Raw genomic sequence first — 25,859 nt, 5'->3', positions numbered from 1 at the left:
TTGCGCGGGCATTTTCATTTTCGGGATGCGGTGGCCGACGAGGCTGTTCCACGACAACCTCTCGTCAAGGATTTACGGTTAAAACTTTACGCAAGGGATCGACCACGCCGACAATGGCGGGCATCGGGGCGACGGCAAACAGAGCAAGCAGAGCTCACACGGGACGAGCGTTTGTAGCGTGGTGCCGGAGTTAGCCGTTATGCGTGCGAAGCAGAGTATCCTTGGCCTCGTTTACACGGGCAGCGAGATACGTCGAGCCCCCCTGGTCGGGATGCAGTTTCTTCATCAGGGACTTGTGAGCCCGGCTGATGTCGTCCCGCCCCGCTCCCGGCTGCAGGCCAAGGATCTGATAGGCCTCCTCCGTCGTCATTTTGCCGGTCGCCACCGTGCGGCGCTGCCCCCCTGCCGCGTCGCCCTGCGCGTTCTGACGCCAAGCGGGAAACCGGCGGTCCAGATAGCTTTCAAGTAGGGCCACGCTCTCGGCGTCGAACGCCGGGACCATTGCCAGCAGGGCCGCGAGATCGAACTCATCGAGATCGCGCCCGGCGTGAGGCCCGGCGACGATCCGGCCTCCGAGCTGGCCGGAATCGTGATCGAGCCGCATATCCAGGAATTGCGAGCGCACGCGCGAGGCCTGACCGGCCGGGCGCGTCGCGCCCCCGCCGAACAGCCCGCCGATATGGCCGAAGCCGGCGTTTGCCATCGGTGTCCAGCCCAGGAGCCCGGCACCGAATATCCCGAGCGGGATCGCCACCACCAGTTCGCCCTTCAAGCCTGTGAACGCTGCGACGGCCAGCGCCACCACGCCGCCACCGAACCTGATCGCGCGTGCCAGCACGGCCGGATTGGCCGAACGGAACATCTGGAGCAGCAGATAAAGGGTAATAACGGCGATAGCGCCGGCGATCAGGGTCATGGCCGGAATATAGTCGGCCTACCGCCAAAAAGCATCGTGTCCTTGCGCCCCGCCGACCGCGCCCCAGCGCTACTTCATCTGGCCGATCAGCCTGGCCGCACCACTGGCGGTCTTCGCCAATTGCAACAGCGCCTCGCGTCCGCCGGCCGCGTAGGCGGCGGCTGCGCGCAACAGCTCGCGCAACTGCGCCGCCGCGCCCGGATCGAACCGGCACCAGGCGCCGCCGGTTAGGCGCGCGATCTCGCGAAAGGCCTGCTCGGCCACCGCGTCATGGCCTTCCTGAAATACGAACACGGGCACCTTGAGCATGCCGAGCTCGCCGGCCTTGGCGCAGAGCTCGTCGACGTTCTCCTCCATGGCGTCGCCGACGAAGACGACGGCGCGCACGCCGGATGCGACCGCCTCGCGCCGCGCCTCGCTCAGCACCTTGCCGATCTGGGTGTCGCCGCCACGGCAATCGATCTTGCCCATCAGCGTCGCAAGCTTGGCGCTGTCGGAGATCCATCCCGTGGCGCGGCACTCGTTGAAGCCGCGATAGTAGACGAGCCGGATATCGAGACTGCCGAGCGCGGCGGTCTCACGGAACATGTCGGCCTGAAGCGCGCAGGCCATGTCCCAGGTCGGCTGGCGGCTCATCGTCGCATCCAGCGCGAAGATCAGCCGCCCTTTCGCACCGGGCGCATGCGGTGACAGCGCGCGCGCGTTTGCGACGAAGGCGGCGATGTCCTCCGAGGTCGAGGTCCCCGCCTGCGGCACAGCGCCATCTTGTTGCGCCGAGACGGCATCGCGGCCGCGCGGTTTGATGGGTTCGCCGGACATTCCTTGACCCTTGCGTGAGCGGCTAATGTGGTCAGCGCATGCAGCCCGGTCAATGTGCAAAGCCCCCGCAGGCGTCAGCCGGCGGAGGCTTTGAAAACCGCTATCGACGACGAGGAAGGCGTCAGCTCTTGGCAGGCGCCATCAAGGCGACCGGACCGGGCTCGAGTATCTTGGGCGGGGACGATTGCGTGTCGACCGGCGCCACCTCGCTATCGGTCACGCTCAGGAACTTGTCGAGCATGCCCTGGATCGAGTTCTTGGCAGCGTCCGGACCGGTGTCGCGCATGTCGTTGTGCTGGAATTCGGTCTTCACGACCTGGATGCCGGCCTTCTCGCATTCCTCGTCGGTCGGGATCACGCCCGCGTCGGCCTTGAACTGCGGATCGGTGGAGCGGAACGACAGGATCTTGAACTTGCCGGCGGTGACGAAGGGCACGCGAAGATTGTCGAGCGTGACGACCTTCTTGACCTCATCCGGGTACTGCTTGGCGAAATACATCGTGATGTCGCCGCCCATGGAGTGGCCGACCATGGTCACCTTGTCGTAGTCGGCGTTGGGCTGAACCTTCTTCATCTCCTGCATGGCGAGATGGATGTTGGCGACGCCGCGCAGGATCTGCGGCAGCCGGCCGACGTAGATCTCACCGGGCTTGGTCACCATCGGAGGGTCGGTCGGCAAATCATGCTGCGGGCTGACGACGAGGTAGCCACGCGCGGCGAAAATGTTGGCGAGGAAGCCGTACTCGGTGTTCTTGACGGTGTTACCGTGGTTGATCACGGCGACCGGCATCGTGATCATGCCGGCATTGGCCTGCATTTCCTTGTCACGACGGATCGCAATATCGACGGGCACCGCACGGTTGTCGCGCGAGGCATCGTAGAAGGTGATGGTCTCGTGCCTGATTGCCCACTTGCTCGCCGTGAAATAGGCGACGCCGCAGAGGGCACTGACCGAAACCAGAACGGCAATTCCACGCTTCATTTTCGTCCTCAGCCTCAGGCTCTTGCGGCCTGAATCCCTGTTGAAAATCGTGTTCTTCCGGAGCTCTTCGGCTCCTGGTCGCCTATTCCCTAATATATGTCACAGCCGCGTGACAGGAAGGCTAAATATTGTGAACCATCAGCCCTTTCATTGTGCGGCGCACTCGTTTCTTGGGCACCTCGTTCCCATACGGTTACGTCAGGGTGCACGTCACCTTCCGACGCAACCTGTCTCGATCGGGTTCAATTTTGCAGTAAACGCGGGGTGAAAACGGCTGAGCGCAGGCTCGGTTCCCACGGGAGACCGGCCGCTTTGATCGACCAGAAGTAGCGACATACCGCCACCTCAGGCGCCGAGGATGTCGTGAACCTCGAGCGGCTTGTCGACCTGATTGAACCACTCGGCGCGGTTGGCCGCACGGCGGCGTCCGCGCTCGTCGAGCGGAAGCTTGAGCTGCCGCAGCAGGCTCGTCACCTCTTCCCTTGCGGTGAGATGGCCGAGATTGGGCCGCATGCCGAGAGTGGCCTCGTCGATCTCGTCCAGCGCGGTCAGTCCGCGCGGGAAGAACTCGCGATAGACGACGCGTTCGGCGAAGCCGTCGACGTAGCGGAAGCCGAGCCGTAGCGACAAATCCTTCAACCCCTCGGCAACCAGCTGCTTGTTGCGGGAGCCGAGCATCGACAGGCGGTTGCGCACCACGATCCAGTCGGTGGTCGCGCCATCGAGCTGGCGACGCTTGCGCCTGACATCACGCACCATCTCGGCGTAGTGACTCTCGCCCGTCACCGCGTAATTGGCGGGATCGACGGTGCCGAGCACGTCGAAATCGAGGAAGCTGTCGTTGATCGGGGTCACCAGCGTGTCGGCCATCGAGTGCGCAAGCCGCATCAGGTAGCTGTCGGTGCCGGGCGTATCGATGACGATGAAGTCGAAGCTGCTCTCGACCGCCGAGACCGCCTCCATGAACTGAAGGAACTCCGAATTCTCGTTCTCGGCGACCTGCATGGTTTCGCCGAGCTTGATGCAGCGATGCAGCGGCAGTTCGAGGTCGAGCTTGGTGCGGCGCGCCCAAGCGGAACGGTTGTTGATGTAGTGAGTAAAGCTCTGCTGGCGGCAGTCGAGGTCGATGGTGGCGACGCGCTGGCCGGCTTTCAGAAGCGCGACCGCGATGTGCAGGGCGGTCGTCGACTTGCCGGAGCCGCCCTTCTCGTTGCCGAGCACGACAACATGCGCCGAGCCGGACTGGCCTTGGCTAGCTTGCACAAGCATCGCGATCCTCAACACCCCTAACGAATATCTTCGAGTTGGCCGCGTCTGCGGTCAAGTGAAATGCGTGACAGGCAATACGAATCGCGGCGCGCCGTCCTTCATGATGAATCGCCGCGCCGCTTCGCGTCTGTGATCCAGCCCACAATGTCGCGACCGCTTGCGCGGCATTGCGCGGGATGCTGTGCCGCATCCGGATGCGTGGCGTCCATCGTCGCCGCTTGTTAAGGTTAGCCTGCCGGGCGCCGGGACGCGGCCGCCGGTTCCCAACCCCGTCGAGTTCTGATGTCACGCAGCCCCTTGATCGCCCGCACGGTCCCCACCTTGCGACGCGCCGTCGACAATCTTCGCAAGCGAAAGGCCACGATCGCGCTGGTCCCGACCATGGGAGCGCTCCATGACGGCCATGTGTCGCTGGTGCGCCTGGCCAGGCGGCGCGCGAGCCGCGTCGTGGTGTCGATCTTCGTCAACCCGACCCAGTTCGCCCCAACCGAGGATTTTGGCGCCTATCCGCGAACCTGGAAGGCCGATCTCGCCAGGCTCGCCGCCGAGGACGTCGACGTCGTCTGGCATCCCGGCGCCGAGGCCATGTATCCGGAGGGCTTTGCCACCCGCATCATACCGGAGGGACCGGCGCTGGCCGGACTCGAGGACCGCTTCCGCCCGCATTTCTTCGGCGGCGTCGCCACCGTCGTCGGCAAGCTGTTCACGCAGTGCCGGCCGGATGTCGCGATCTTCGGCGAGAAAGATTTCCAGCAGTTGCGTGTGGTGGCGCAGATGGCCCGCGACCTCGACCTCGGCGTCAAGGTGATCGGCTCCCGCACCGTGCGCGAGCGCGACGGGCTCGCGATGTCCTCGCGCAACGTCTACCTGTCACCACAGGAGCGGCAGACAGCAACCACGCTGTACCGCGCCATGAAGGAGAGCGCCGGGCGCATCCGTGCCGGCGAAGCGGTCACGGCCGCAATGGCGCGCGGTGCTGCGATGATCACGGCGGCCGGCTTTGAGCTCGACTATTTCGAGGTGCGCCATGCAACGACCCTGGCGCCTGTCATCTCGCGCAAGGACGGCCCCTTGCGCATCCTGGTCGCGGCCAAGCTCGGCACGACCCGACTGATCGACAATCTCGCGGTTTAGAGCAGCCCGAGATCGCGCAGCTCGCGTCGCATCGGCTCCGGCATCGCCGCGATCGAGCCGGCGGCTGACTTGCCGAGATCGGGCGGCACCGAATCGTCGGCAAGGTAGCGCCAGCCCTGGAACGGGCGCATCGGCCGCGGCGACACCGGGATCACCTTCGGCTGCATCACGATCCGGCAGCGCCCGATGCCGTCCTTGTCGCGGAACGGCTCGATGCCGATGATCTTTTCGCGCGCGGCGACCTCGCCCTTGATCACCCAATAGAGCGACCCGCCCGACAGGATCTCGGCGTCGCGCTTGGGCACCATGCGGGTGATGTGGATGTGATGTTGCGGCAGACCCTTCTTCTTGGCGGTCTGCATCCGTTCGGCGGTCCACTCCTTCAATTCCTTGACGGATTCGCAGCCGACGGCGAGCTTGATCAGATGTAGTGGCATGCCCCAGCATTAGCCGGGCAGCCACCCATTTGGAATGCCGATCTACTCGTTATCCGCAGCCGGGGGAGCGGCGGGCGGCGGCGTGAGCGGAACCGGTGCTGCAGCCGGCGCCCGCGCAGCCTTGGGCGCAGGCGGCCTCTTCGCGGCGGGAGCTGCGGCCTGTGCCGAGGCCGCTGCCGGGGGGCGCGGAGCCGCCGCGTTCGCGGTGGGCGCCGCCTGACGCGTCGCCGGCTCCGGATTCATGATGCTGACCGGCGGCGTCGACGAGGCACTCGGGAACTCGGCATTGGTCGGCTTGCCCGTCGGCATCGACGGCGGCAGTCCCGCAAGCGCGGCAGTGGCCGGCAACGATTGCGCTGCTGCAGGCGCATTCCATGTCGGGGCGTAGCGCGCAACCAGCGTGTCGTAGAGATGAGAATCCATGTTGGCGGCGACCTGCTGCTGATCGGTCAGCGAGCGGAAAGCTGCACAATCGAACTGCGTGCAGCCGTCGCGCACGACCAGCACCTGCGCGACCAGACCATAGCGATCACGCTCCAGCGATTTGCGCAGCACCTTGACGTCGGACGTCAGGCTCTTCTCGGCGGTCGCGGCATCGCCAAGCGACATCAGCCGATCGATCCTGGCCGCGGTGGTGGAGACGGCCGCAGCCGCCACGTCCGGCGCGCCGAACAGCGCCTTCTCGCAGCCAATGGCCACGGCATCGCCGGCGAGATCGTCGAGACAGGACAACGCCGGCAGGCTCATCGCGGCCTGTGCACGCGCCTCGGTCGGCGTGGACTGCCCCGCCGGTCCATCGACGCGCACGACGGCAGCCAGCGCGATGGCAATGGCCAGCAAGGTCATGACGGTCAGCGCGCCGTTGGCGACCGACCGCTCGGCGCGCAGCAGCGTCACCAGGAGAATAAGTCCGAAGAAGCCGGCAGCCGCCAGCATCATCCACATCGGAAAGGCTGGCGAGCGCCAGATTTGGTCGAGCGACGAGGCCCATGCCCAGTTCATGCGCGACGTCCCCTCACGCGAGCAGAGAGCGAATGGTCAAAGCGAGTACCGAGAGTCGGCGACTGCCCCCAGCCTACCTTTTGAAGGTGAAGCGGGCCTTTTGACGGCGGCAGAATACAAATTCCCGAGGACGCGCCAATGCGCGGGTAGCGTCGGCCTTCAGGACAGCGCGAGCTGGCTTTCCTTGGCGACGCGTTCGAAGGCTTCGGTCGAGCTCTTGATCCGGTACTGACAGTCGTCACCATCGGTCGGCAGGAGGCGGATGACCTCATACGAGCCGCTGGCAGCGGGGCGTGCGACATTGCTGGCGGTGAACAATACGCGCGCGCCAATAGGGAATTTGTGCTTCAACACCCTCTCCATCACTCAAACAACGCCTGCCACGCCCATGGTCCCACTGCGTCGGCCGGCCGGAAACCCGCCCGCTGTATAGCATGCGACGGGCGTTTTTGGCCAGCAGTATGCGACATGGCAAACGTGCGAATTTTGCAGTTATTTCAGAGTGATGCCGCCGGCCGATGATACCGCTGGAACCCGTTCTTCCGGGGTATGGGGCAAACGGCCGTCGGGGCTGGCGTGATCCACCGCCCTGGGCGGTTCCCAGGCCGTGAGGTCCCTCTCCCTGCCGATCACTCGGGCGATCGAGCGAGGCCCGATCGCAACCACGGGCTACACGTTCTCGAACTTTTCGATGACAAGCGTTTCGGCGAGCCCGTCCCGGGTCCATTCCTGGAACGCCGGCAGCGCCAGCATCGTGTCCATGTAGGTCTTGGTCTCCGGCGTGACCTCGATCGCGTAGGTGCGGAAGCGGTGCACGACCGGGGCATACATCGCATCCGCCGCGCCGAAGCGCCCGAACAGGAACGGTCCATTGGTGCCATAGCGGGTCCGGCACTCGCGCCAGATCTCCTGCACGCGCGCGATATTGGCCTCGGCGTCCGCGGACAGCGTCACCGGGCGCACCGGACGGTGCAGGTTCATGCCGCATTCGTTGCGAAGGGCCATGAATCCGGAATGCATCTCGGCGCACACCGAACGGGCATGGGCGCGGGCGGCGGCGTCGTCCGGCCACAGCTTCACTTCCGGATAGCGCTCGGCGATGTATTCGATGATGCTGAGCGAATCCCACACCGTGATGTCGCCGTCGACCAGCACCGGCACCTTGCCGGCGCGGCTGAACGAGATGATCTGCTCCTTGTCCGCGGGATTATCGGTGTAGAGCGGGATGAGGGTCTCCACGAACGGGATATCGTTGGCGCGGAGTGCGAGCCAGGGCCGCATCGACCATGACGAGTAATTCTTGTTGCCGATTGCGAGTTTCAGCGCAGCCATGTCATCAGTCCTTCTCGATACCCCTTGAAGCGAGCCGCTTTTAACGCCATCGCCTGCCGCCAATCAATCGTTGCTGCACCTCGCCATGCGTGGCAAGCGTTGCGATCAGGAGATACACATGAGCAGGCATTGGGTCGACATCACCGCCGTCGGCTTCTTCATCATCGAATGGCTGGTCTACGCCCTGACGCTGGAGCATTCGGCGTATGGCCGCGACAGCCTGTCGGCGCGGATGAACCGCTACCGCGAGGTCTGGGTGCGCCGGCTGCTCGACCGCGACGCGCGCATGGTCGACATGCAGATCATGGCCTCGCTGCAGAACGGCACCGCCTTCTTCGCCTCCACCAGCCTGATCGCGCTCGGCGGCGCGCTGGCGCTGCTCCACGCGACCAACGACGCGATCACGATCTTGAGCAAGCTGCCGATCGATCTCAGCACCTCGCCGGCCATGTGGGAGCTGAAATGCGTCGGCCTTGTCCTGATCTGCGTCTACGCCTTCTTCAAATTCGCCTGGTCGTACCGCCTGTTCAACTATGTCGCGATCCTGTTCGGCGGCATGCCGGCGGCCTCGCAGCGTGACACGCCGGAGGCCGAAGCTCATGTGATCCGCACCTCGCGCCTGTTCGAATCTGCCGGCCGTCATTTCAACCGCGGCCAGCGCGCCTTCTTCTTCGCACTCGGCTATCTCGGCTGGTTCGTCAGCCCCTGGGTGTTGTTCGTGACCACGGCAGCCGTGGTGATCGTGACGTGGCGGCGGCAATTCGCCTCGAGCGCGTGGGAGGCCATGGCGCCGGAGGTGGTGGATGGCGAGGAGATGAAGCGCGGCCGTTGACGCGCTCGCAATGACGGAGCAAGGGGAAGCAGCGTCGCTCTTCCATCTCGCATTTTGAATCGCAGACACGCCTTCACGTCCTCGCGGCTGATTTCGCCCGAGCTTTGCTTCAGTCGCTCCACCCTCTTATCCAAGAGGGCGCAGGGAAGGCCGGGTGCTGACCTCGCACCCGCGGTCCGCTGCGCGAAAAGCACACGCAGGAAAACCGCACAGCAGCATACAGGTGGTGCCAATCACTCGGCCTTCCCTGCGCGATGGTTGGACGGCTTATGCCGTGCTCTCCCGGGAGCCGAGTTCTTGCTGGCCTCCCTCGCCTTGGCGAAAGTCACCGACACCGCGCCGGTTGACGCAGATGCCGCATTCGCCAGGGCTTGACCGTAGCAACGACGGCCAGGACCACACGGTTTTGCCGTACGCACGGCCCGCCATTTCGCCGCAGTTTTCCCAGCCCTGTCGACGAAGCCGGAAACTTACAGACGAGACGAAGCCTGACAGCGCCGCTCGTCGGAACGAAGCCTTGGGCTCACGGAGAGCAATCCGCCCTGCCCTTGGCCACTCGCACCCGAACGCTGCCGCGTCCACCGCAAGCCCCGGCTCGCGAACATGACGACCACAAGATCGCCCCTCAAGGATGAGCCGGGATGGACGACACATACGCCATTTCCGAATTTCGGTAAAGTGGAATATTTTTGCGGAGAGGGGTTGACGCGGTGGCGGGTGTTTTGCCCGACGGGTCAAGGCCCGACACTCCTTCCGTTACATGAGCGGGCTTGGGACCCGACTTCAACGCGTCGGCGGCATCAGCGCACGCAGGATACCTGGCTTCCAGGCCTGACGCGAGCTGTCGAAGGCGGCAAAGTCGTGATCGAACTGCCAATAGGCCCATGACCAGCCGAGCCTGTCGGCGCTTCTCGCCACGAATGACAAATATCGCTGCCGGCTGTCGGATGGCGCACGCTCGTACACTCCGAACTCGCCGACATAAACCGGGCGCTGCTCTTTCTCCGCCCAGACACTCATCTTCCTGAAGTCGGCGGCAGCCTTCGCTTCATCCTCCGGGCTCCCCCAGTCCAGGGGCCCGATCCGCGAAAACGTCGGAGACCACGGCGCGCCCTGATGGGTGAACCGTATCGGCGCGTAATAGTGAAACGTGACGATGAGATGCCTGTCCTCGGCCGGCAGAATCAGCGCGTCGACAGGGATCTCATCGGTGTTGAGAACGGCGGCGATGACAGGCCGTTCGGGATTGGTGCGTCGGATGATGCCGAGACATTCATTGAGGAGCGAATTCCAGCCGGCGGACGTCATTTCTCCACCAGGCTCGTTCAACACTTCGAAAACGAGTGCCGGATATTTTCCGGCATAGCGCTCGGCGATCTGCCGCCAGAACGCCTTGAGCTTCTCGGCGCATCCGGAAACGTCGCGTTGGCAAAGGTGGGTATCGTGCTCGTCGACGATGGGAACGAGCTTCCTCGCGAGAACCTCCTCGATGACGGCGTCGAGCCGCCTCAGGACGATCTCGTCCAGGACATTCCCCGGGCCCATGAACTTGAAGCCGAAGAAATTGATCCTGACATGCGCGAACCCCGCCTTCTTGATCGCAGTCAGATTTTCCAGGCGAAATGGCGCGTTTTGGCCGCCTTCCCAGATTCCATCGTAGCCGAGAATGTTGATACCGCGACCCAGTTTTGGCGTGTCACGGGCGGCGGCTTGCTCGGCCCCATGGGCGTGGGAGAACAGCGATACAAGAAAAACCGCCGTAGCCGCAAGATTGAAGCTTCTCGGCCAACGCGCGCGCATGGAGGTCATACTGCTTCCATTCCTGGAGCCTGGAATTCCGTCGGTCGCACCGGCCTGCACGTCGCGAAGAAAAAGCCCACCAGGAGCACGGATGTGAACATCGTCGAACGAAGGAATGTCGTCTCCGTAAAATTGGTCTGAAAGCTGAGGACGACGAATCCGATGATGAGGGCACAGTGCGACCGGTCGATCGTGCGAGCGGAGATCAGATGGAGGATCTTGTGCGAGAACAGGAGGACGCTCGCGGTAAAGAGCGTATAGCCCAGAAATCCGGTCTCCATCAGGATCGCGATGTAGCCGCTGTGATAATTGTCGAGCACCCAGCCGTGATTCTGTTCGAAATAATCGTAGATCGACGGGATCGTCCAGAAGCCGTTGATGCCGAAGCCGAGCAGCGGCGCATCGTTGAAATGGCTGATCGCGTAGTGCCAGATGAAGGTCCGTTCGGTGAAATCGATACTGGCATCGCCGATATGGATCGCGTCGTATCCCGTCGCGTAGAAATAGAGGATCAGAAGGCCGGCCAGAATGCACATGACAAACGGCAGGAGCGCATAGAGCCTCATGCAGCTGACCGACCACATCGAGGTCACGAGCATGGCGCAAGCGGCCAGGGCGACAGCGCCGGCGCCACGCGATTCCGACGCGAGCACACATGTTGACGCCAGCAGGAACACGGCGAGGAAGGCCGGCCACCCCTGCCCCGTCATCTTTCGATAGCAGGCCAAGAACATCAGATACGCGCCGACGAAGCCGAGCGTCTGTTTCGATTCGTAGACGCCCTGCCATTGACCGTTGTGCATCCAGCTGTGATCGATCCCGATGTCGGGCACGGCCAACGCACAGACAGCCGACGCGGCGACCAATATGAAAAGCCCAAGGGCCGTGGCTCTCACGATCTCGTCCACGTCGACGCGCGTGACGAGGCAAAATGCGCCGAACGTCGTCATCGCAAGCGCCGCGCTCTTCATGATCGCCGCGACGCTCAGGCTGGACCAGAACACCGAGACAATAGCGAAGGCGTAGAATGCGACCAGCGCCACCAGATCGGGATTCACCTGCAACCGCAGGTGCGGCTGCACGAATGCACTTGCGTAGATCAGGACGGCCCACATCAGAAGGGCAACGGCCTGCTGCAGAAAGCTCAGCTCCGCCGGCAGTAGCGCTGCGTTGAAGATGCCCATCGATGCGACCACGTTGATGGTGATCGAACAGCTGATCGCGACCTTGGCAATCTTCTCAACGCCAACGCTGCGCGTCGTCCAGATCGCGCTCCCGGGTGCTCCGGAATCCACCTCGGTCTGCAGGCTGGCCATGAGATGACCTTCCTTAAGCGCGGTTAATAATTTGCTAGCGCAGGTCGATCTCCATCGCTGCGTCGTGGCGATGTTGCGAAATTAACGATTTGGTAACGATATGAGCCCTGCGCGAGGCATTAATGCAAACTGCACGCCGCCGGTGTCTCGCCCGTAACGACCCTGCTATAAAGCGCAGATCCGGCTCGAGCGCCCCGTCCCGAGCTATCCGGTTTCCCTGGTTGTGCATGAACAAAGCTAGCAACACGTTCGACATCGCCATCGAGCAGGAATTCGATTTCCTGTCGCCTGATTACGCGGAGCTGTTTGACAATTCGGCCGCCACCGCGTTCCAGCATCCGCTCTGGCTGGACACCCTCTACACCAGGCTCGCGTCTCATGCAGGCGCAACTCCTCTGGTTGTCGTGGTCCGTCACCGCACAACGCGCGCCCTTGCGATGGTGCTGCCCTTGCTGCGGATCCGGCGCGGCCCGATACGGACCGTCGAATTCGCCGACCTCCGCGTCTCCGACTATCTGGCGCCGGTGTGCAGCCCGCAGGTGTTTTCCGAGTTGCTCAAGGACGAGAGTGCGTGCGCGGAAATCAGGTACCTCGTCCGCCCGTTCGATCTGCTCCGAATGACCAAGCTGCCGGATGGACGGCTTCCGATCGAGAATCTCCTGGCGACGCCTCGCCGCGTCGCGATGGACTCCAATGCTTACGCAACCGTTCTCGTCGCGCCGTTCGAGCAATGGCGCGCCAGCGCGATCGACCGTTCCTACCAGAAGGAGCTCGCAAAAAAGTCCCGGCAGCTCCAGAAGAAGGGCGACTTAAGTTTTTCATGCTGCGGCGACAGCGCCTCCGTGATCGAGGCGCTGGACGTGATGCGCAAATTCCGGGGTCCGCGCTTTCAGGCGCAAGGCGACGGAGATCTGCTCCAGCGCCCCGAATATTACGGCTTCTATTCCGAGATGGCGCAGCGCGGCCTCGGCTCCTTTGTCCGGCTCTATGCGATGAAGATGGATGGCGAAGTGATCGCCGCCGTGCTCGGGCTCTGCCATCGAGGCAGCTTCCTCGTCATCATGAGTGCCTTCGACATTGCGGGATACAAGAGCCAGTCCCTGGGCGCGCTGATGTTCGAGCAGGTGGCGAAGGATTGCATCGAGCGCGGGGACCAGATGCTCGATTTTACGATCGGTGACGAGCCCTACAAGAAACTGTTCGGCGCGCAGCCTTCTCCGATGTGGGCGGTCACGCAGGCCGGCAGCACCGTGGGCGCCATTTCCTTGTTCGCACTGAAACAGGCTCCCTGGCTGAAACTGGCCGCCAAGCGAATGTCGGAGTTCCGGCTCCTGCCGACCCGCACCTCAACGCCCACGCGCTGACCGGCGAGGCCCCCCGACGATACGACGGCTCTCAGGCGCGTAGCGCGCTTCGAACATGCGCCAGCCAGCCTGGCCGCATTTGATCGACCCGGTGGGTGATCCTGCGTCGCAGGAAGTGCAGCCGTCGCCGCACGTCCCAGCCGATATCGTTGCGGGACGTCAGAGCCTGCCGGAAGCGCGCCATCTTCAGTGACTGCTGGTCAGCCGCGACCTTGTCGGGATCGGAATAGAATTCCGAAATCTTGTCCTGGCCCATGCCCCCGGTCATGAGCCAACGCGGCGCATATTCGCTGCAGAGGCGGTCGACGTCCACCAGCAGGCGGGCAACGCCGGTGCCGGCGGCGGGGCAATTGGTCTGGAACGCATCGCCGATGAGCACGACGCCGGGCTGGAGATGTCCTTCCACGATGGACAGGTCCATCACCCAATTCTGCACCCGGTCGATCACGTGGAAATCACCGAGGTAAGGCTGCAATCCCGGCAGCAGGCGCAACACCGTCGCTTCCGGTTCGCGGCGCAATTCGCGCATGATCGGATCGGCCGGGTCGCGGAACATGAAGAGGTTTGCCCGCATGCCGCCACGCACTGGAAACAGGCTGAGATAATCGATGCCGTCCGCCGTGCGCTCGCCGTAACAGGTCAGCGCCGCGAAATCGAACGGCACATCGTCCCGGCGCGCGATCGTGAATCCAAGCGTGACCGAATGGCGCTCGGCCAGCACCCGCCGCTTGATACCGAGCTTGTAGCCGAGAACGCCCGCCATGCCCGTGGCCAGCACGACAAGGCGCGCTGTCATGCGCCGCCCGGACGCGAGCTCGATATGCTGGATATCGTCGCTGCAATTGACGGCCGTGACCTCGTCGACGATCAGGCTGGACGGATCAGGCAGTTGACTGCGCGCCATCGCGACGAGATCGGCATATGGAAGTCCGTAAGCCCGGCCGACGCTGACATCGACCACCTTGCCTTCCCTGATATTGAGCACCTGGTCATATCGGCTGGCCACGCTATCGAGCGCGTCGAGGAAGCCCAGCTTGCGCAACATCTCCAGCTGATGGCCGCCGATTTTCTCGACCCGGAACTCGTCCGGATGAACCGCGCGCTTGTCGACGAGAGCGACACGATGCCCTGACCGCGCGAGCACGGCCGCCGCCAGCGAGCCCGCAAGGCCGCCGCCAACGATCGCGATGTCGGCGACGATCGTCGAAGGGCCGGCTGCGGCGTTCGGCTCGGGCACGTTGCTATCCGCCGTCATGGTCCAGGCTCCCACGGTCAACTATGATTGCCCGTGCAATTCTCTCGCCTGATGTCGCATCGCAGGACCAAACGCGATCATTTCTCGATATCTCGGTTAATGCAGCGGAGACTGCCCGGCCCGATGAGAACCGGCACGCGCCTTGCTCTGGATGGTCGTTCCCGGCGAGCCGGTCCGCATTCCAGCGGCTTATATCGCCTGATTGGCCGTCGATGCGGCGCTATGCCGCCACGCGATCAGGCCGCACTTTGCTCTATCTGGGACAATGGGGTCAGCGATGTTCCATAGTGAAGCAACGGGCATGGCCGCGACGTCGCCGCGGCCGGCAGGATCATGGAGGCCGTCCATTAACACTCGCGGTTTTTCGGCATGCTAGGCTGTCGCAGGTAATCGGAAAATGTCTCTCCAGGGGAAGTTGCCCCTTAAATTTCCATGATCGAATCCATCATCCAGTTCATGCGGCGCGACGTGACGCGCGGTGTTGCCGGAACCATCCTTCTCAAGGTTGGTAGCGGCGCGCTTGCGTTCGCGTTGTTTTCGCTTGCGGCACGAACGATGTCGCCCGATGGGTTCGGCATCTTTGCGACCTGGCTTTCGGTGGCCCAGATGGCAGCAGTCGTCGGTCTGGTGGGCCAGGAATCGCTGCTGGTGCGATTTCTAAACGAGTATCGGGTAGGAAATCAGCCCGACCTCACCAAAGGCGTGCTGCTATCGAGCCTAAAGATTTCCTCGGTCGCGATGCTGATTGCGATCGGCACAATGGCGATCGGCGCGAACATCAAAGGGGCCTCGTGGCTGCTGGTCATCGCGGTGTCGGCCTACACGGCCGTGAATGCGGGGCTGATGCTTGGCAGCCAGATCGCACGCTCGCTGGTCAGCATTCTCATGGGCGAAGGAAACAGGGAGTTCTTCTGGCGCGTCAGCGTCGTGCTGTTCCTGCTCGCAATCATGTCCGGCCATCGCCAGCTCGATCCCGCCGAATTGATCGCCGTAATGACGATTGCCATGTCGGTCGGACTGATTGCACAGATCATCGCGATTGCGCGAACCCTGCCGAATTTCCGCGGCACGGCGGTGAGGTCCGAGACGTCGCGCTGGAGATCGAGCGCGCTTCATTTCTGGGTCGCATCCATCCTCGAAGCCGCGAACCAGTATTTCGACGTCATTCTGGTCTATTGGATGTTGGACCCGGCAACCGCCGGAATTTACTTTGCCGCTTCGCGGCTGGCCAACATCTTCGCCATGCTGTCGGCCGCACTGTACAGTTTTGGCGCACGTCGGCTTCCGTCGCTGTACTTCAGCAAGAACCATCAGGAATTCGAGCGAACGTTGCGGCTCATGGCGGAAGTGACCGCGGTGTGCGTGGTCAGCGGACTTCTCCTGATCTGGGTTGGCGGCCCCCACCTGCTCAACCTATTTGGGCCGCATTTCGCTGCGCAACACTGGGTCCTGATCGTGCTCGCGATCGGAACGGCGTTCCAAGCGGCGGGCGGTCCGTCTGCGGCGATCTTGCAGCTGACCGGCTATGAGCGCGAGTATGTCCCCGTGATTGCCGGAAACGTCGCGCTGCGGCTGGTCGGATTTCTCGTCCTCATTCCCTGGCTCGGCGTTCTTGGCGCAGCGATCTCGGCCACTGTGTCGCTGGCGCTCGCGACCATCGCTCTCAACGTCCTCTGTCGCCGGCGAACCGGGGTCGATCCTTCGATTCTGGGGCTTCTGCGCTTCTCGCCATCGAAGCCTAGCGCCTACGCCGTCCGTGGCGCGGACTCCGGCGAATAGACCTCTGCTCAGCCGAGGCAATGGCGCGGCTCGGCAATCCGTTGCCGGGTGGCGTCAACCAGCCAGCCCCAGCACTTCGCCGCGACGCGACGCCGAGGGGCCGCCAGGCACGCGATTGACGACGATGCCCGTCGGCACTTGGGGAAACCGGGAGAGCGCAGCCATCGCCCTGCGCATCGCGGCCGAGCCGACGGCGTCTTCGCGCGCGACCAGCATGACAAGGTCGGCGTGAGCAGCCAGCGCCGCCGCCTCCGGCTGCAAGGCCAGGGAGGTGGCGTGGACGACGATCAGATCGAACTCCGAGCGAATATCGTCCGCGGGCGGCGGCCCGGGCCGCTTGCTGGCACTCAGGAGCTCATCGACGCTGCGGAAGTCCGCGGTGGTCATGCCGTCGGCCTGCCCCTTGGCAAGGCCGGCCCCGGCACCGCCGAGGTCCGGCTCGACCCGGATCAGGACGCTCAGCTTCCCGGTGTTCACCGCCCATCGATTCAGCGACCGCGCGACAGTGTTGCCGCCGGCGCGCTTCCCGACCGACATCACGAGGACGACCTTGCCACGAGGTCCCGGCACCTTCTCCAGCCGCTCCAGCAGCGGACGCAGATGGGGACCGAGATCGAGTTCGGTCGTCGCAGACACCGGACCTTGCCAGATGTTTCTGGGGACTTCGCCAGGCGTCAGGTCGGGAATGCGGGCCCACACGGGCGGACGTGACCACGTCGCGGGCTGGCGCGAAGCCGGTTCGGGGTCGTGGATATCAGTCGCGGATTTGTCCAATCCGCGTCCCGTGGCGGCAACGACCGCCGTCGATGTCAGCAGCGAACCGATCGCGAGAGCGGCGAGCAGTAAAGACAGCGGTGGAAGGGTCGAGCGCAACGGCGGAATGGCGGACGACGCAATCTTGGTCTGGGAGCTCTGCAAGAGGCGTTGCTCGTTCGTCGTCTTGGAGCGCGAAAGAAACTGCTCGTAGATGTTTCTGTTGGCCTCGGCGTCGCGCTGCAGCTCCTGGAGCCGGACCAGAGCCTGGCCGTCGACCAGAAGCTGCGATTCCGCCGCCTTCATCTGGCCTTCCAGCGCCTTCTGCTGTTCGCGCTGGGCCTCGTATTCCGATTTTGCGGTATCGATGCCCTTCGTCCGCTCGACCTCGATCTGCCTGTTGAGATCGGTCAACTGACTATAGGACATAACGAGGTCGGGATGGCGATCGCCGAACACCGCCCGCTTCTGCGCAATCTGGTCATTGAGCGCCGATCGCTGTGCGCGCAGGGCGCTCAGCAGATCCTGCTTGACGGGGCTGTCGACATTCGCCTTCACGTCCCGCTGTGCCTGCTCGTAGCGGGCCTTCGCCTCTTCGGTCCGGGCGCGCGCAGCGGCAACCTGCTGCGACAGTTCGGTGACCCGCAATTGCTGGGTGGTGGAATCCTTGCCCGCGTTGACGATCCTGTGCTCGAGCTTGAACGTGGCCACGGCCTCCTCTGACGCCTTCAACCGTTCGTTCAATGATTTGAGCCGGCCACTGAGCCAGTCGGCGGCCTCGTCGGTCGCATCGGTGCGGCTGCGGCCCTGGCTGGCGACGAACGCCTCGGCGATGGCATTGGCGTAGTAGGCCGCCCGCTCCGGCCGGTTCGACGTGAAGCGGATGGCGATGACATAGGTCAGCCCGCGCCGGGAAATGTCGAGGCGGTTGCGGAATCTCTCGAGAAGGCGCGCGGGGTCGGTATGTCCCCCGGAAATGTCCTGGTCGTCCCGAATTTTGAGCTGCTGGATCAGCGGCTCGAGAAAGCCGTCGGACTTCGCCACTTCGACCAGGCTCTGCAGCGCGGCGCTATCCTGCCCGATGCCCGGCAGAACGTCCTGCTCCGAGGTCACGCGTTGCTCGCGGGGATCGACCACGACCAGCGCGGTCGCCGCAAATCGCACCGGGATCACCAGGAGAACGACGACGCCAAGGGCAAAAATCGCGAGAGCGAGCGTCAGGATGCGGCGAGCGTTGTCCCGCATGAAGGAGAGCGCACCCGCGGCCGTGAGCGCACCGCCCAAGCGTGCGGCGGATGCGCGCGACTCGCCGTTCGACGCCTGTCGCGTCTGCCACGACGCGGCGGCACCGGTCGATCCGGAACTTGTCGGGTCTGCGCGGCGACCGAACGTCATGGATTTTACTCGGATTCAACTGCGAACACTGTTCAGTGCCTGCTCCAACGTAAATATCTATGGTTAATCCGCGGTTACCCGCGCCTGGCGCGGCCGTGACCAATTGGTTAACGCGCGCGCCTCGCTTCGTCGGGAACCAGCGGAATTCATTCGCGAACGATGCCCTTGCGGCAGGGCGCGCATTAACTCCGTTTATTGCTAGTCGGTGTCCGCGCGAGGCCCCCATGGTAAGCACGGGGTTAAGAATGTGAAGAATTCGTTTCTCTAGTGGGTCGGGATCCGTGCTCCATTACCAGCCAGACAAGGCGTTGGGCGAGACGACTGCGACAGCACTCTCGCCGCCCAACGGTGGCGGACGAAAGCTGCACGTGGTTCTCGTACAGACCCAAGCCGAGAACGCCGGTGCGCAGGAGATCTCGCGCCTGCTTGGCGCCGGGCTGACCGCCCGCGGCTACCGGGTCACCAATCTGTTCTTCTTCCGTAAGTCGGATTCCTTCGATGAGCCGCCCGACACCATCTATTGCGCGTCGAGCCGGCCAGGAAATCCGCTGGCGCTGCTGCAAATGCTGTGGACGCTCGGCGGCCATATCAGGGCCACCAGGCCCGACGCCGTTCTGACCTTTCAGCACTTCGGCAATGTCATCGGCGCCGGCGTGGCGCGCCTGATCTGCCGTGCGCCTGTCATCGCCAATCAGGTTTCATCCGCGCTGTCGATGAGCTGGCCGGTCCGTATGGCCGACATCGTCATGGGCAGCCTCGGCTTCTTCGACCGCATCACGCTCAACTCGCTGGACATGCAGCGTGAGTATTCGCGCTACCCCAGGGCTTATCGCGCGCGGATGGTGCATGTCCCGCACGGCTTCGACGACAAGGCGCTCACCCTGACGAAGCAAGCCGCGCGACAGAAATTCAATCTTCCGCCGGATCGCACCCTGCTCGGCTGCGCAGCAAGATTGCACCCGCACAAGCGGCTCGACGCGGCGATACGTCTGTTGCCGGATCAACCATCCTGGCACCTCGCACTGGCTGGCCAGGGAGCCGACGAGGCCCGGCTGCGGCAGTTGGCGGATGAGCTGAGAGTATCGGACAGGCTGCATCTGCTCGGCGAAATTGCTCCGCGCCAGATGGCGGAGTTTCTCGCCGCTCTCGACGTGTTCGTATTTCCGACGCAGGCGGAGACCTTCGGCCTCGCCGCTGTGGAGGCCGCAAACGCCGGCGTTCCCTCGGTCGTCACCGATCTCCCGGTCTTGCGCGAGGTGTTGTCCGTCGAAGGAAAACCGACAGCGCTGTTCGTCGATGCCTCCGATCATACCAAGCTGTCGGCCGCCGTCTCCAGGCTCCTGACCGACCAAAAACTGAGCGACGAACTGCGACAAAACGCCAAAGGTCTGAAGCTGCGCTATTCAGTGGACGCCATGGTGGAGGAATACGTTCGAATTCTCGGCCAGGTCATTTGATCGGGGCGCATTGAAACGGATCGGCTCGACATGACCATCGAGTTTCGCTGTGAAATTGAACATGCGCGGCGATGGATGGGCCGCGAGACGCTGTCGATCGACGGCCGGGATGTACCGGTCCAGATCGCATGGACGGCAACGGCGGAGCCGCGACCGACGGCACTCGACATGCTGTTCGAGCTCGAACGCCTGGTGTTGCACAAGGGCAAACACTGCGGCGCCGACAGGCTGAAGATCAGTCCCGAACGGATGCAGGCTCGCGCCGGCACGGCGGACGTCATCGTCGATTTCACCGGTGGCGCGCGGGATCCGAACTGCTCCGCCCGGCAGTATCTCCGCCCGCTGTTCAATGGAGCCGCAGGCGAAAACGCAGCCCTTGCCGCCATTCTCGCCGGTGATCTGCCGGTGATCGAAATCGTCGACGAGGTCGACGGTGCCGTCCTCGATCGCGGCCACCCCTCCGCCGAAATCGCGGCCGGTCTGAGCGGCGGACTGGAAACCGTCATGGCGCGAACCCTGACCATGGTGGCGGCCATCCTGTCGGGACGACCGCGCATCGTGCCGCAGCTGCCACGACCGGCCCGAATTGGTAACGGCAGCCCGCCGGCGGCGTACGTCGCGCGCGGCCTAGCGACATCGATCGCCAAGGAGATCTATCGCCTCTGCTGCTATGCCCCGCATTGGCATGTCGGATGGCGCTGCAATGATGGTGCCGGCGTCTGGCAGACCGGAGATCTATCAGGGCCTCGCTGGAACGTCCTTGCAGATCCCGGAAACCACTTCTACGCCGATCCCTTCCCCATCACGTGGCAGGGAAGAACATTCGTCTTCTTTGAGGATCTCGATCACCGAATTGGAAAAGGAATCATTTCCGCGATCGAGTTCGACGGCGCGGGCCCGGTCGGGAAGGTCGTACCCGTGCTGGACGAGCCTTGGCACCTCTCCTATCCGTTCCTGATCGAGGACGATGGCGCGTTGTGGATGATCCCGGAGAGCTCGACCAACGGGGACGTCGCCATCTATAAATGCGTTCGGTTCCCGGACAAATGGGAGCGCCACGCGACGCTGCTTTCAGGACTTGAACTCGCCGATGTGACGATCACGCGGCACAACGGCCTGAACTATCTGTTCGGGGCTTGGCGCGACGGCACCGGCGGATATTCGGATTCGCTGGCGATCTATTACGCCGAGCACCTCATGGGCCCGTGGTTTCCGCATGCCAGCAACCCCGTCCTCATCGACCGCGCGAGCACGCGGCCTGCGGGGAATTTCGTCACCATCAATGACAAATTGTGGCGGCCGGTCCAGGATTGTGCCGGCGGATACGGCGCAGCGCTCGCGCTGGCGGAAATCGTCGAACTGTCGCCGACGACGTTCAAGCAGATCGTCCGCCACTCTCTGCGGCCAGGGCCAGCATGGCCTGGCAGGAAGTTGCACACGTTGAACCGCTGCGGCCGGCTTGAGGTGATCGACGGATCGCGTGTCCAACCCAAGACCCGCGCCTTCACCAGCAAATTTCCATCGGCTGTTTTGTCGCCGCGAACCAGTCCCTCTACCAGCTAGCGCGGATGGCTGAACAGGTCGGTCGTGGCGTCGTCGACGGCGATATCGACCAGCGCCGGGCCGCTCGATGCCAACGCTTCGGCCAAGGCGTAGTTGACATCCCCGGCATCGGTCACGCGCCGCCCCGGACAACCCATTCCCCTTGCGAACGCCACAAAGTCGAGCCCGGGCAGGTCGATTCCGGGCGGGCGATGCGCCTGCATCAGCTGGCTGAAGGCGCGCATCGCGCCATAGCCTGAATTGTTCATGATCACGAAGGTGATCGGCAAGCGGCGTTGCACCGCGGTCCAGATTGCCTGGATGCAATACATCGCCGATCCGTCACCGATCAGGGCGACGATGCGGCGACCGGGCCGCGCCAGCGCCACGCCGACGGAGGCCGGCAGGCTGTAACCGAGTCCGCCGCTCGCCATCGTGTAGAAGCTGTCCGCGCCCGGCCGCGGCAGGAATTGTTGAATGGCGGGGCGATGCGACGGCGCCTCCTCGACCACGATCGCATTGCCCGGCATCAACGCCGAGAGCCGGGCGAGCGCATAGGCCGGTGGAATCGGATTTTGTACCGCTGGAGCCGCAGGCCGCATCCGCGCGGCCGGCACCTCGCGCTCCGCGATGTCAGGCATCGCCGACAGCAGCCCAGCCAGCGCCTTCGGGAGCGTGCTGATGATGGTGTCACCGGCAGAAGCGGATGCGGCTTCCGTCGGATCGTCCGTGATCTGCCAGACCGGCGTTCCGTCGTCGAGCAATTCGCATTGTCCTTCGACATGGAAAGTAAACACCGGCGCGCCGACCACGACGATCAGATCGGCGCCGCGCAGGGCGCGGGCGAGCCCTCCTGGTGCTGCCGGAAGAAAGCCGGCAAACAGCGGATGCAATTCCGGAAAGCTCGAACGGCTCGACATCGGACTTGCCCAAACGGCCGCGCTCGCCTGCTCGGCCACAGCGACCATCGCGTCGACGCAGCCGTTGCGATCGATCTCGGGCCCGACAACGAAGACAGGTTTTTTGGCGGCTCGGATCGCCGCGCCGAGCCGAACGATCGCCGCCGGATCCGGCGCAAACTCCGTCGCGATGTGGCGGACCGGCGGAGCGATTGCGGGCCGCGCCCAATCGTCCGACGGGACCGACACGAATGTCGGACCGCGCGGATGCTGCATGGCGGTGAGGAAGGCCTGCGCAATCGCCGCTGGAACATCTTCGGCGCGCGCCGGTTCGGCACTCCATTTCACATAGGGCTTTGGAAACTGTGCGGCGTCCTCGGCGAAGAGGTAGGGTCGCATCCGCAACAGGCTGCGCGCCTGCTGCCCGGCTGTCACGACCATCGGCGTCTTGTTGCGGAACGCTGTGAAGAGATTGCCGAGGGCATGACCGAGTCCGGCCGCCGAGTGCAAATTGACGAACGCCGGACGCCCCGTCGCCTGCGCATAGCCATCCGCCATGCCGACGACGCAGGCTTCCTGCAAACCGAGCACGTAGTCGATGTCGTCGGGCCAATCGCCGAGGAAGGCAAGCTCGGTCGAGCCGGGGTTGCCGAAAACGCGATCGACGCCAAACGAGCGAAGCACACCGAGGGTCGCTTCCCGAACCGTGAGAACTTTCGAATTCATGAATGGCGTCCTGATGGGCTTCGCTTGCTGCGCGGTCAGAAGGGATAGTGCTGCGGCTGGGTCTCGATGGTGATCCAGCGCAGATCGGTGAACTCGGCGATCCCGGCCTGGCCGCCGAAGCGGCCGTAGCCCGATCCCTTCACGCCGCCGAACGGCATCTGCGCCTCGTCATGCACAGTCGGGCCGTTGACGTGGCAGATGCCGCTTTCGATCCGCTGCGCCACCGTCAGCGCACGCGCGACGTCGCGGCCGAACACGGCGGCCGAGAGGCCATACTCCGTGTCGTTGGCGAGCCGCACGGCGTCGTCCAGGCCACGCGCGCGGATCACCGAGACGACGGGACCAAAGCTCTCCTCGGTGTAGATGCGCATGCCGGGCACCACGCGGTCGAGCACGGTGGCCGGAACGACCGTGCCAACCCGGTCGCCGCCCGCGAGCTTGACGGCGCCTTTGGCGATCGCGTCCTCGATCAGTGCAACGACGTGCTTGGCCGGCGCCTCGTCGATCATCGAGCCGACCACCACCGGACCGCGGCGCGGGTCGCCGGCCGGAAGCGCGCCTGTCTTCTTGGCAAGCTTCGCGACGAACTGATCGGCGACGGCCTCATCCACGATCACGCGCTCAGTCGACATGCAGACCTGGCCCTGGTTGATGAAGGCGCCGAAGGCCACGGCGGCGACGGCGGCATCGAGATCGGCATCGTCGAGCACGACCAGGGGCGCCTTGCCGCCGAGCTCGAGCAGCACCGGCTTGAGGTGGCGCCCGGCGAGCTCGGCGATGACGCGACCGACGCGGGTCGAGCCGGTGAAATTGATCCGCCGCACGGCCGGATTGGCGATGAGACGTTCCACCACCGCCGGCGCATCGGCCGGCGCATTGGTCACGACGTTCACGACACCGGGCGGGAAGCCCGCGTCCTTGAACACCTCTCCGATCAGCCGGTGCGTTCCCGGACAGATCTCGGAGGCCTTGAGCACGACCGTATTGCAGCAGGCAAGCGCCGTCGCCACGGCGCGAACGCCGAGAATGATCGGCGCGTTCCACGGCGCGATGCCGAGGCACACGCCGGCCGGCTGGCGGATGGACATCGCGAGACATCCGGGCTTGTCCGACGGGATCACCTCGCCGGCGATCTGCGTGGTGAGCGACGCCGCTTCGCGCAGCATGCCGGTCGCGAGCTTGACGTTGAAAGCCGACCAGATCTCCGTCGTGCCGATCTCGGCCATCATGATCCGGATGAAGGCGTCGCGCTTGGCCTCAAGCGCATCTGCGGCCTTCAGCAACAGGGCTCGCCTCGCGTTCGGGCCGAACGCCGACCATGCGGCAAACGCGGCGGAGGCCGCCGCCACGGCGGCGTCGGCATCGGAAGCGGTCGCGGCGGCCGCACGGCTTGCGACCTCCTGCGACAGCGGATTGCGGCGCTCGAACACTTTGCCGCCGGAAGCAGCCTGATCCTGCCCGTTGATGAGAAGACTGACGTCCATGAAAACCTCCCTGATGTGGTGATGGCGCTCGCCCTAGCCGAGCAGCCGCGACTTGCCGGTTTCACGCGCGAAGCCGAGCGCGATCATCGCCGCGAGCGCGAGCACGACGTAATATCCTGTGATCGCGTAGGTGGAGCCCGTCTGCGCAAACAGGCTGGTGGCGACCAGCGGCGCGATGCCGCCGCCCAGCACCGTCCCGAGCTGCTTTCCGATCGACACGCCGGTGAAGCGAATGCGGGTCGGAAACAGTTCGGGGAAATAGCTTCCTTCGCTCCCGAACATCAGCGGATGGATCACCCCCGCGGCGAGGATTACCGCACCCGTCACCAGCATCGTGTCACGGCTCGCGACCACACCGTAGAATGCAAACATCGAGATGGCTGCGAGCACCACGCCGGCCAGGAACAGACGCTTTCGTCCGATACGGTCGGACCAGGCGCCGATGAGGGGCATCGCAGCGAGCCCGACGAGATTGGCGAACAGCACGGCCTGCGTGATGACGTCTTTCTGGACGCCGAGCTGACGGGTCGCGAAGGAGATGGTGAAGATGGCCGTCAGATAGAAATAGGATGTCTGCGCCATCTCGGCAAAGAACACGATGAGGATCGGCCGCCAGTGCTCCCGCACTGCTTCGACCACAGGCGCCACTTCAGTCACCTTTGCTTCGCGGAATGTCGCGCTCTCCTCGATGCGCAGGCGCATGTAGACGCCGAGCGCGACCAGCACCGCGCTGATCAGGAACGGAACACGCCAGCCCCATGACAACAGGTCCGCTTCCGGCAGCCGCGAAATCGTGAGCGCCGCGAAGGAGGCGAGCACGACACCGACGGGTCCTGCGGCCTGGATCACCGCGGCCGAGAAGCCGCGCCGGTGCCCGGGCGCCGTCTCGATCGCCATAAGGATCGCCGCGGTCGACTCGCCGCCGAGCGCAAACCCCTGGACGAACCGCAACGCCACGAGCGCGACGGTCGCAGCCACGCCTGCACTGGCGTAGGTCGGCAACAATCCGATCGACATGGTCGCAAGTCCCATCATGAGCAGCGTACACAGCAAGACGGACTTTCGGCCGAGGCGGTCGCCAAAATGACCGAACACCAGCCCGCCGAGCGGACGCGCCAAAAATCCGACGGCGAACGTCGCGAACACCGCAATGGTCGCCGTTAGCTGGTCGAATTTCGGAAAGAACAGCTGATCGAACACCAACGGCGCGATCAGGCCGTAAATGAAGAAGTCGTACCATTCGATCGCGGTGCCGATGGTACCGGCGATCAGGATACGCCGGCGGCTGCTCGCCGTCTGCTCGGCAGTGACGACGGTCGCAACATGATCGTCGTAGTCCTCCAATGCTTTTGTCGTCACGGTTTCC

The 25,859-nt window shown here is 64.1% G+C and carries 21 protein-coding genes; 6 read left to right on the top strand and 15 right to left on the bottom strand.

Annotated features, from left to right (window positions below; translation table 11 throughout):
- Window positions 1-190: 190 nt before the first annotated feature.
- The 4 genes from AC0L3S_RS01570 to AC0L3S_RS01555 form a co-directional block, all read right to left on the bottom strand.
- Window positions 191-916 (bottom strand): DnaJ domain-containing protein, encoded by a 726-nt coding sequence (locus AC0L3S_RS01570; RefSeq protein ID WP_473259481.1) that lies wholly within the window; start codon window positions 914-916, stop codon window positions 191-193.
- A gap of 69 nt (window positions 917-985) precedes the next feature.
- Window positions 986-1,735, bottom strand: coding sequence for a vWA domain-containing protein (locus AC0L3S_RS01565; RefSeq protein WP_473259479.1), 750 nt, complete (start codon window positions 1,733-1,735; stop codon window positions 986-988).
- A 121-nt stretch (window positions 1,736-1,856) separates the two neighbouring features.
- Entirely contained in the window at window positions 1,857-2,717 is an 861-nt protein-coding gene (locus AC0L3S_RS01560) for an alpha/beta fold hydrolase (RefSeq protein ID WP_473259477.1), read from the bottom strand.
- A gap of 345 nt (window positions 2,718-3,062) precedes the next feature.
- The gene (locus AC0L3S_RS01555) at window positions 3,063-3,986 is read right to left on the bottom strand and encodes a division plane positioning ATPase MipZ (protein ID WP_007603231.1); all 924 of its coding nucleotides are present in this window, start codon (window positions 3,984-3,986) and stop codon (window positions 3,063-3,065) included.
- Window positions 3,987-4,268: 282 nt separating this feature from the next.
- Between AC0L3S_RS01555 and panC the strand changes: the two genes are divergently transcribed.
- Window positions 4,269-5,120, top strand: coding sequence for a pantoate--beta-alanine ligase (gene panC, locus AC0L3S_RS01550; RefSeq protein WP_473277882.1), 852 nt, complete (start codon window positions 4,269-4,271; stop codon window positions 5,118-5,120).
- On the opposite strand, the gene AC0L3S_RS01545 is transcribed toward panC, so the two are convergent.
- The 4 genes from AC0L3S_RS01545 to AC0L3S_RS01530 form a co-directional block, all read right to left on the bottom strand.
- Window positions 5,117-5,557 (bottom strand): DUF1489 family protein, encoded by a 441-nt coding sequence (locus AC0L3S_RS01545; RefSeq protein WP_007603229.1) that lies wholly within the window; start codon window positions 5,555-5,557, stop codon window positions 5,117-5,119. The two genes, panC and AC0L3S_RS01545, sit on opposite strands and share 4 nt — an antisense overlap.
- 42 nt (window positions 5,558-5,599) lie before the next feature.
- Window positions 5,600-6,559 carry a hypothetical protein gene (locus tag AC0L3S_RS01540; RefSeq protein ID WP_473277881.1) on the bottom strand — a complete coding sequence of 320 codons (960 nt, stop codon included), beginning with the start codon at window positions 6,557-6,559 and terminating at the stop codon, window positions 5,600-5,602.
- Window positions 6,560-6,718: 159 nt separating this feature from the next.
- The gene (locus tag AC0L3S_RS01535; protein ID WP_007611353.1) at window positions 6,719-6,922 is read right to left on the bottom strand and encodes a hypothetical protein; all 204 of its coding nucleotides are present in this window, start codon (window positions 6,920-6,922) and stop codon (window positions 6,719-6,721) included.
- A gap of 306 nt (window positions 6,923-7,228) precedes the next feature.
- Complete coding sequence (locus AC0L3S_RS01530) at window positions 7,229-7,891, bottom strand: glutathione S-transferase family protein (protein WP_473259469.1); 663 nt, start codon at window positions 7,889-7,891, stop codon at window positions 7,229-7,231.
- 118 nt (window positions 7,892-8,009) lie between these two features.
- On the opposite strand from AC0L3S_RS01530, the gene AC0L3S_RS01525 reads away from it, so the two are divergent.
- Window positions 8,010-8,723 (top strand): DUF599 domain-containing protein, encoded by a 714-nt coding sequence (locus AC0L3S_RS01525; RefSeq protein WP_007611356.1) that lies wholly within the window; start codon window positions 8,010-8,012, stop codon window positions 8,721-8,723.
- Window positions 8,724-9,506: 783 nt separating this feature from the next.
- Here AC0L3S_RS01525 and AC0L3S_RS01520 read toward each other — a convergent pair.
- Both AC0L3S_RS01520 and AC0L3S_RS01515 read right to left on the bottom strand, forming a co-directional pair.
- The gene (locus AC0L3S_RS01520; protein WP_473277880.1) at window positions 9,507-10,532 is read right to left on the bottom strand and encodes a glycoside hydrolase family 5 protein; all 1,026 of its coding nucleotides are present in this window, start codon (window positions 10,530-10,532) and stop codon (window positions 9,507-9,509) included.
- A complete protein-coding gene (locus AC0L3S_RS01515) occupies window positions 10,529-11,839 on the bottom strand; it encodes an O-antigen ligase family protein (RefSeq protein ID WP_473277878.1) in 1,311 nt (436 codons plus the stop codon). The genes AC0L3S_RS01520 and AC0L3S_RS01515 overlap by 4 nt, the downstream gene beginning before the upstream one ends.
- A 227-nt stretch (window positions 11,840-12,066) precedes the next feature.
- Here AC0L3S_RS01515 and AC0L3S_RS01510 point away from each other — a divergent pair, with 227 nt between their 5' ends.
- The gene (locus tag AC0L3S_RS01510; protein ID WP_473277877.1) at window positions 12,067-13,203 is read left to right on the top strand and encodes a GNAT family N-acetyltransferase; all 1,137 of its coding nucleotides are present in this window, start codon (window positions 12,067-12,069) and stop codon (window positions 13,201-13,203) included.
- 31 nt (window positions 13,204-13,234) lie between these two features.
- Here AC0L3S_RS01510 and AC0L3S_RS01505 read toward each other — a convergent pair whose 3' ends face one another.
- Window positions 13,235-14,458 carry an FAD-dependent oxidoreductase gene (locus AC0L3S_RS01505; protein ID WP_473277876.1) on the bottom strand — a complete coding sequence of 408 codons (1,224 nt, stop codon included), beginning with the start codon at window positions 14,456-14,458 and terminating at the stop codon, window positions 13,235-13,237.
- A 432-nt stretch (window positions 14,459-14,890) separates the two neighbouring features.
- Here AC0L3S_RS01505 and AC0L3S_RS01500 point away from each other — a divergent pair, with 432 nt between their 5' ends.
- The gene (locus AC0L3S_RS01500) at window positions 14,891-16,237 is read left to right on the top strand and encodes a lipopolysaccharide biosynthesis protein (RefSeq protein WP_473277875.1); all 1,347 of its coding nucleotides are present in this window, start codon (window positions 14,891-14,893) and stop codon (window positions 16,235-16,237) included.
- A gap of 54 nt (window positions 16,238-16,291) precedes the next feature.
- Here the strand turns inward: AC0L3S_RS01500 and AC0L3S_RS01495 are convergent, their stop codons facing one another.
- Window positions 16,292-18,385: a GumC family protein gene (locus AC0L3S_RS01495; RefSeq protein WP_473277874.1), complete on the bottom strand. Its 2,094-nt coding sequence runs from the start codon at window positions 18,383-18,385 to the stop codon at window positions 16,292-16,294.
- A gap of 281 nt (window positions 18,386-18,666) precedes the next feature.
- On the opposite strand from AC0L3S_RS01495, the gene AC0L3S_RS01490 reads away from it, so the two are divergent.
- Both AC0L3S_RS01490 and AC0L3S_RS01485 read left to right on the top strand, forming a co-directional pair.
- The gene (locus AC0L3S_RS01490; RefSeq protein WP_473277873.1) at window positions 18,667-19,842 is read left to right on the top strand and encodes a glycosyltransferase family 4 protein; all 1,176 of its coding nucleotides are present in this window, start codon (window positions 18,667-18,669) and stop codon (window positions 19,840-19,842) included.
- Window positions 19,843-19,872: 30 nt separating this feature from the next.
- Window positions 19,873-21,405 carry a glucosamine inositolphosphorylceramide transferase family protein gene (locus AC0L3S_RS01485; protein WP_473277872.1) on the top strand — a complete coding sequence of 511 codons (1,533 nt, stop codon included), beginning with the start codon at window positions 19,873-19,875 and terminating at the stop codon, window positions 21,403-21,405.
- Here AC0L3S_RS01485 and mdlC read toward each other — a convergent pair.
- Genes mdlC through AC0L3S_RS01470 form a run of 3 tightly spaced genes read right to left on the bottom strand, consistent with a single transcriptional unit; the run spans window position 21,402 to window position 25,852 of the window.
- Window positions 21,402-23,009 (bottom strand): benzoylformate decarboxylase, encoded by a 1,608-nt coding sequence (gene mdlC / locus AC0L3S_RS01480; protein ID WP_473277871.1) that lies wholly within the window; start codon window positions 23,007-23,009, stop codon window positions 21,402-21,404. The two genes, AC0L3S_RS01485 and mdlC, sit on opposite strands and share 4 nt — an antisense overlap.
- Before the next feature lie 35 nt (window positions 23,010-23,044).
- Entirely contained in the window at window positions 23,045-24,493 is a 1,449-nt protein-coding gene (locus tag AC0L3S_RS01475; protein ID WP_473277870.1) for an aldehyde dehydrogenase, read from the bottom strand.
- Between the two features lie 33 nt (window positions 24,494-24,526).
- Window positions 24,527-25,852, bottom strand: a complete 1,326-nt coding sequence (locus tag AC0L3S_RS01470) for an MFS transporter (RefSeq protein WP_473277868.1) — start codon at window positions 25,850-25,852, stop codon at window positions 24,527-24,529.
- Window positions 25,853-25,859 lie beyond the last annotated feature (7 nt).

The organism is Bradyrhizobium sp. Ken01 (assembly GCF_055807355.1).
This window is presented reverse-complemented; position numbering and strand designations above follow the sequence as displayed.

What these genes read in the sequence shown, in the direction of transcription:
- AC0L3S_RS01505 (WP_473277876.1), bottom strand. Translation starts at nt 14,458, where the DNA reads ATGACGGCGGATAGCAACGTGCCCGAGCCGAACGCCGCAGCCGGCCCT.
- AC0L3S_RS01530 (WP_473259469.1), bottom strand. Translation starts at nt 7,891, where the DNA reads ATGGCTGCGCTGAAACTCGCAATCGGCAACAAGAATTACTCGTCATGG.
- AC0L3S_RS01555 (WP_007603231.1), bottom strand. Translation starts at nt 3,986, where the DNA reads ATGCTTGTGCAAGCTAGCCAAGGCCAGTCCGGCTCGGCGCATGTTGTC.
- AC0L3S_RS01510 (WP_473277877.1), top strand. Translation starts at nt 12,067, where the DNA reads ATGAACAAAGCTAGCAACACGTTCGACATCGCCATCGAGCAGGAATTC.
- AC0L3S_RS01560 (WP_473259477.1), bottom strand. Translation starts at nt 2,717, where the DNA reads ATGAAGCGTGGAATTGCCGTTCTGGTTTCGGTCAGTGCCCTCTGCGGC.
- AC0L3S_RS01525 (WP_007611356.1), top strand. Translation starts at nt 8,010, where the DNA reads ATGAGCAGGCATTGGGTCGACATCACCGCCGTCGGCTTCTTCATCATC.
- AC0L3S_RS01500 (WP_473277875.1), top strand. Translation starts at nt 14,891, where the DNA reads ATGATCGAATCCATCATCCAGTTCATGCGGCGCGACGTGACGCGCGGT.
- AC0L3S_RS01515 (WP_473277878.1), bottom strand. Translation starts at nt 11,839, where the DNA reads ATGGCCAGCCTGCAGACCGAGGTGGATTCCGGAGCACCCGGGAGCGCG.
- AC0L3S_RS01545 (WP_007603229.1), bottom strand. Translation starts at nt 5,557, where the DNA reads ATGCCACTACATCTGATCAAGCTCGCCGTCGGCTGCGAATCCGTCAAG.
- mdlC (WP_473277871.1), bottom strand. Translation starts at nt 23,009, where the DNA reads ATGAATTCGAAAGTTCTCACGGTTCGGGAAGCGACCCTCGGTGTGCTT.
- AC0L3S_RS01570 (WP_473259481.1), bottom strand. Translation starts at nt 916, where the DNA reads ATGACCCTGATCGCCGGCGCTATCGCCGTTATTACCCTTTATCTGCTG.
- AC0L3S_RS01495 (WP_473277874.1), bottom strand. Translation starts at nt 18,385, where the DNA reads ATGACGTTCGGTCGCCGCGCAGACCCGACAAGTTCCGGATCGACCGGT.
- AC0L3S_RS01485 (WP_473277872.1), top strand. Translation starts at nt 19,873, where the DNA reads ATGACCATCGAGTTTCGCTGTGAAATTGAACATGCGCGGCGATGGATG.
- AC0L3S_RS01475 (WP_473277870.1), bottom strand. Translation starts at nt 24,493, where the DNA reads ATGGACGTCAGTCTTCTCATCAACGGGCAGGATCAGGCTGCTTCCGGC.
- panC (WP_473277882.1), top strand. Translation starts at nt 4,269, where the DNA reads ATGTCACGCAGCCCCTTGATCGCCCGCACGGTCCCCACCTTGCGACGC.
- AC0L3S_RS01535 (WP_007611353.1), bottom strand. Translation starts at nt 6,922, where the DNA reads ATGGAGAGGGTGTTGAAGCACAAATTCCCTATTGGCGCGCGCGTATTG.
- AC0L3S_RS01520 (WP_473277880.1), bottom strand. Translation starts at nt 10,532, where the DNA reads ATGACCTCCATGCGCGCGCGTTGGCCGAGAAGCTTCAATCTTGCGGCT.
- AC0L3S_RS01565 (WP_473259479.1), bottom strand. Translation starts at nt 1,735, where the DNA reads ATGTCCGGCGAACCCATCAAACCGCGCGGCCGCGATGCCGTCTCGGCG.
- AC0L3S_RS01540 (WP_473277881.1), bottom strand. Translation starts at nt 6,559, where the DNA reads ATGAACTGGGCATGGGCCTCGTCGCTCGACCAAATCTGGCGCTCGCCA.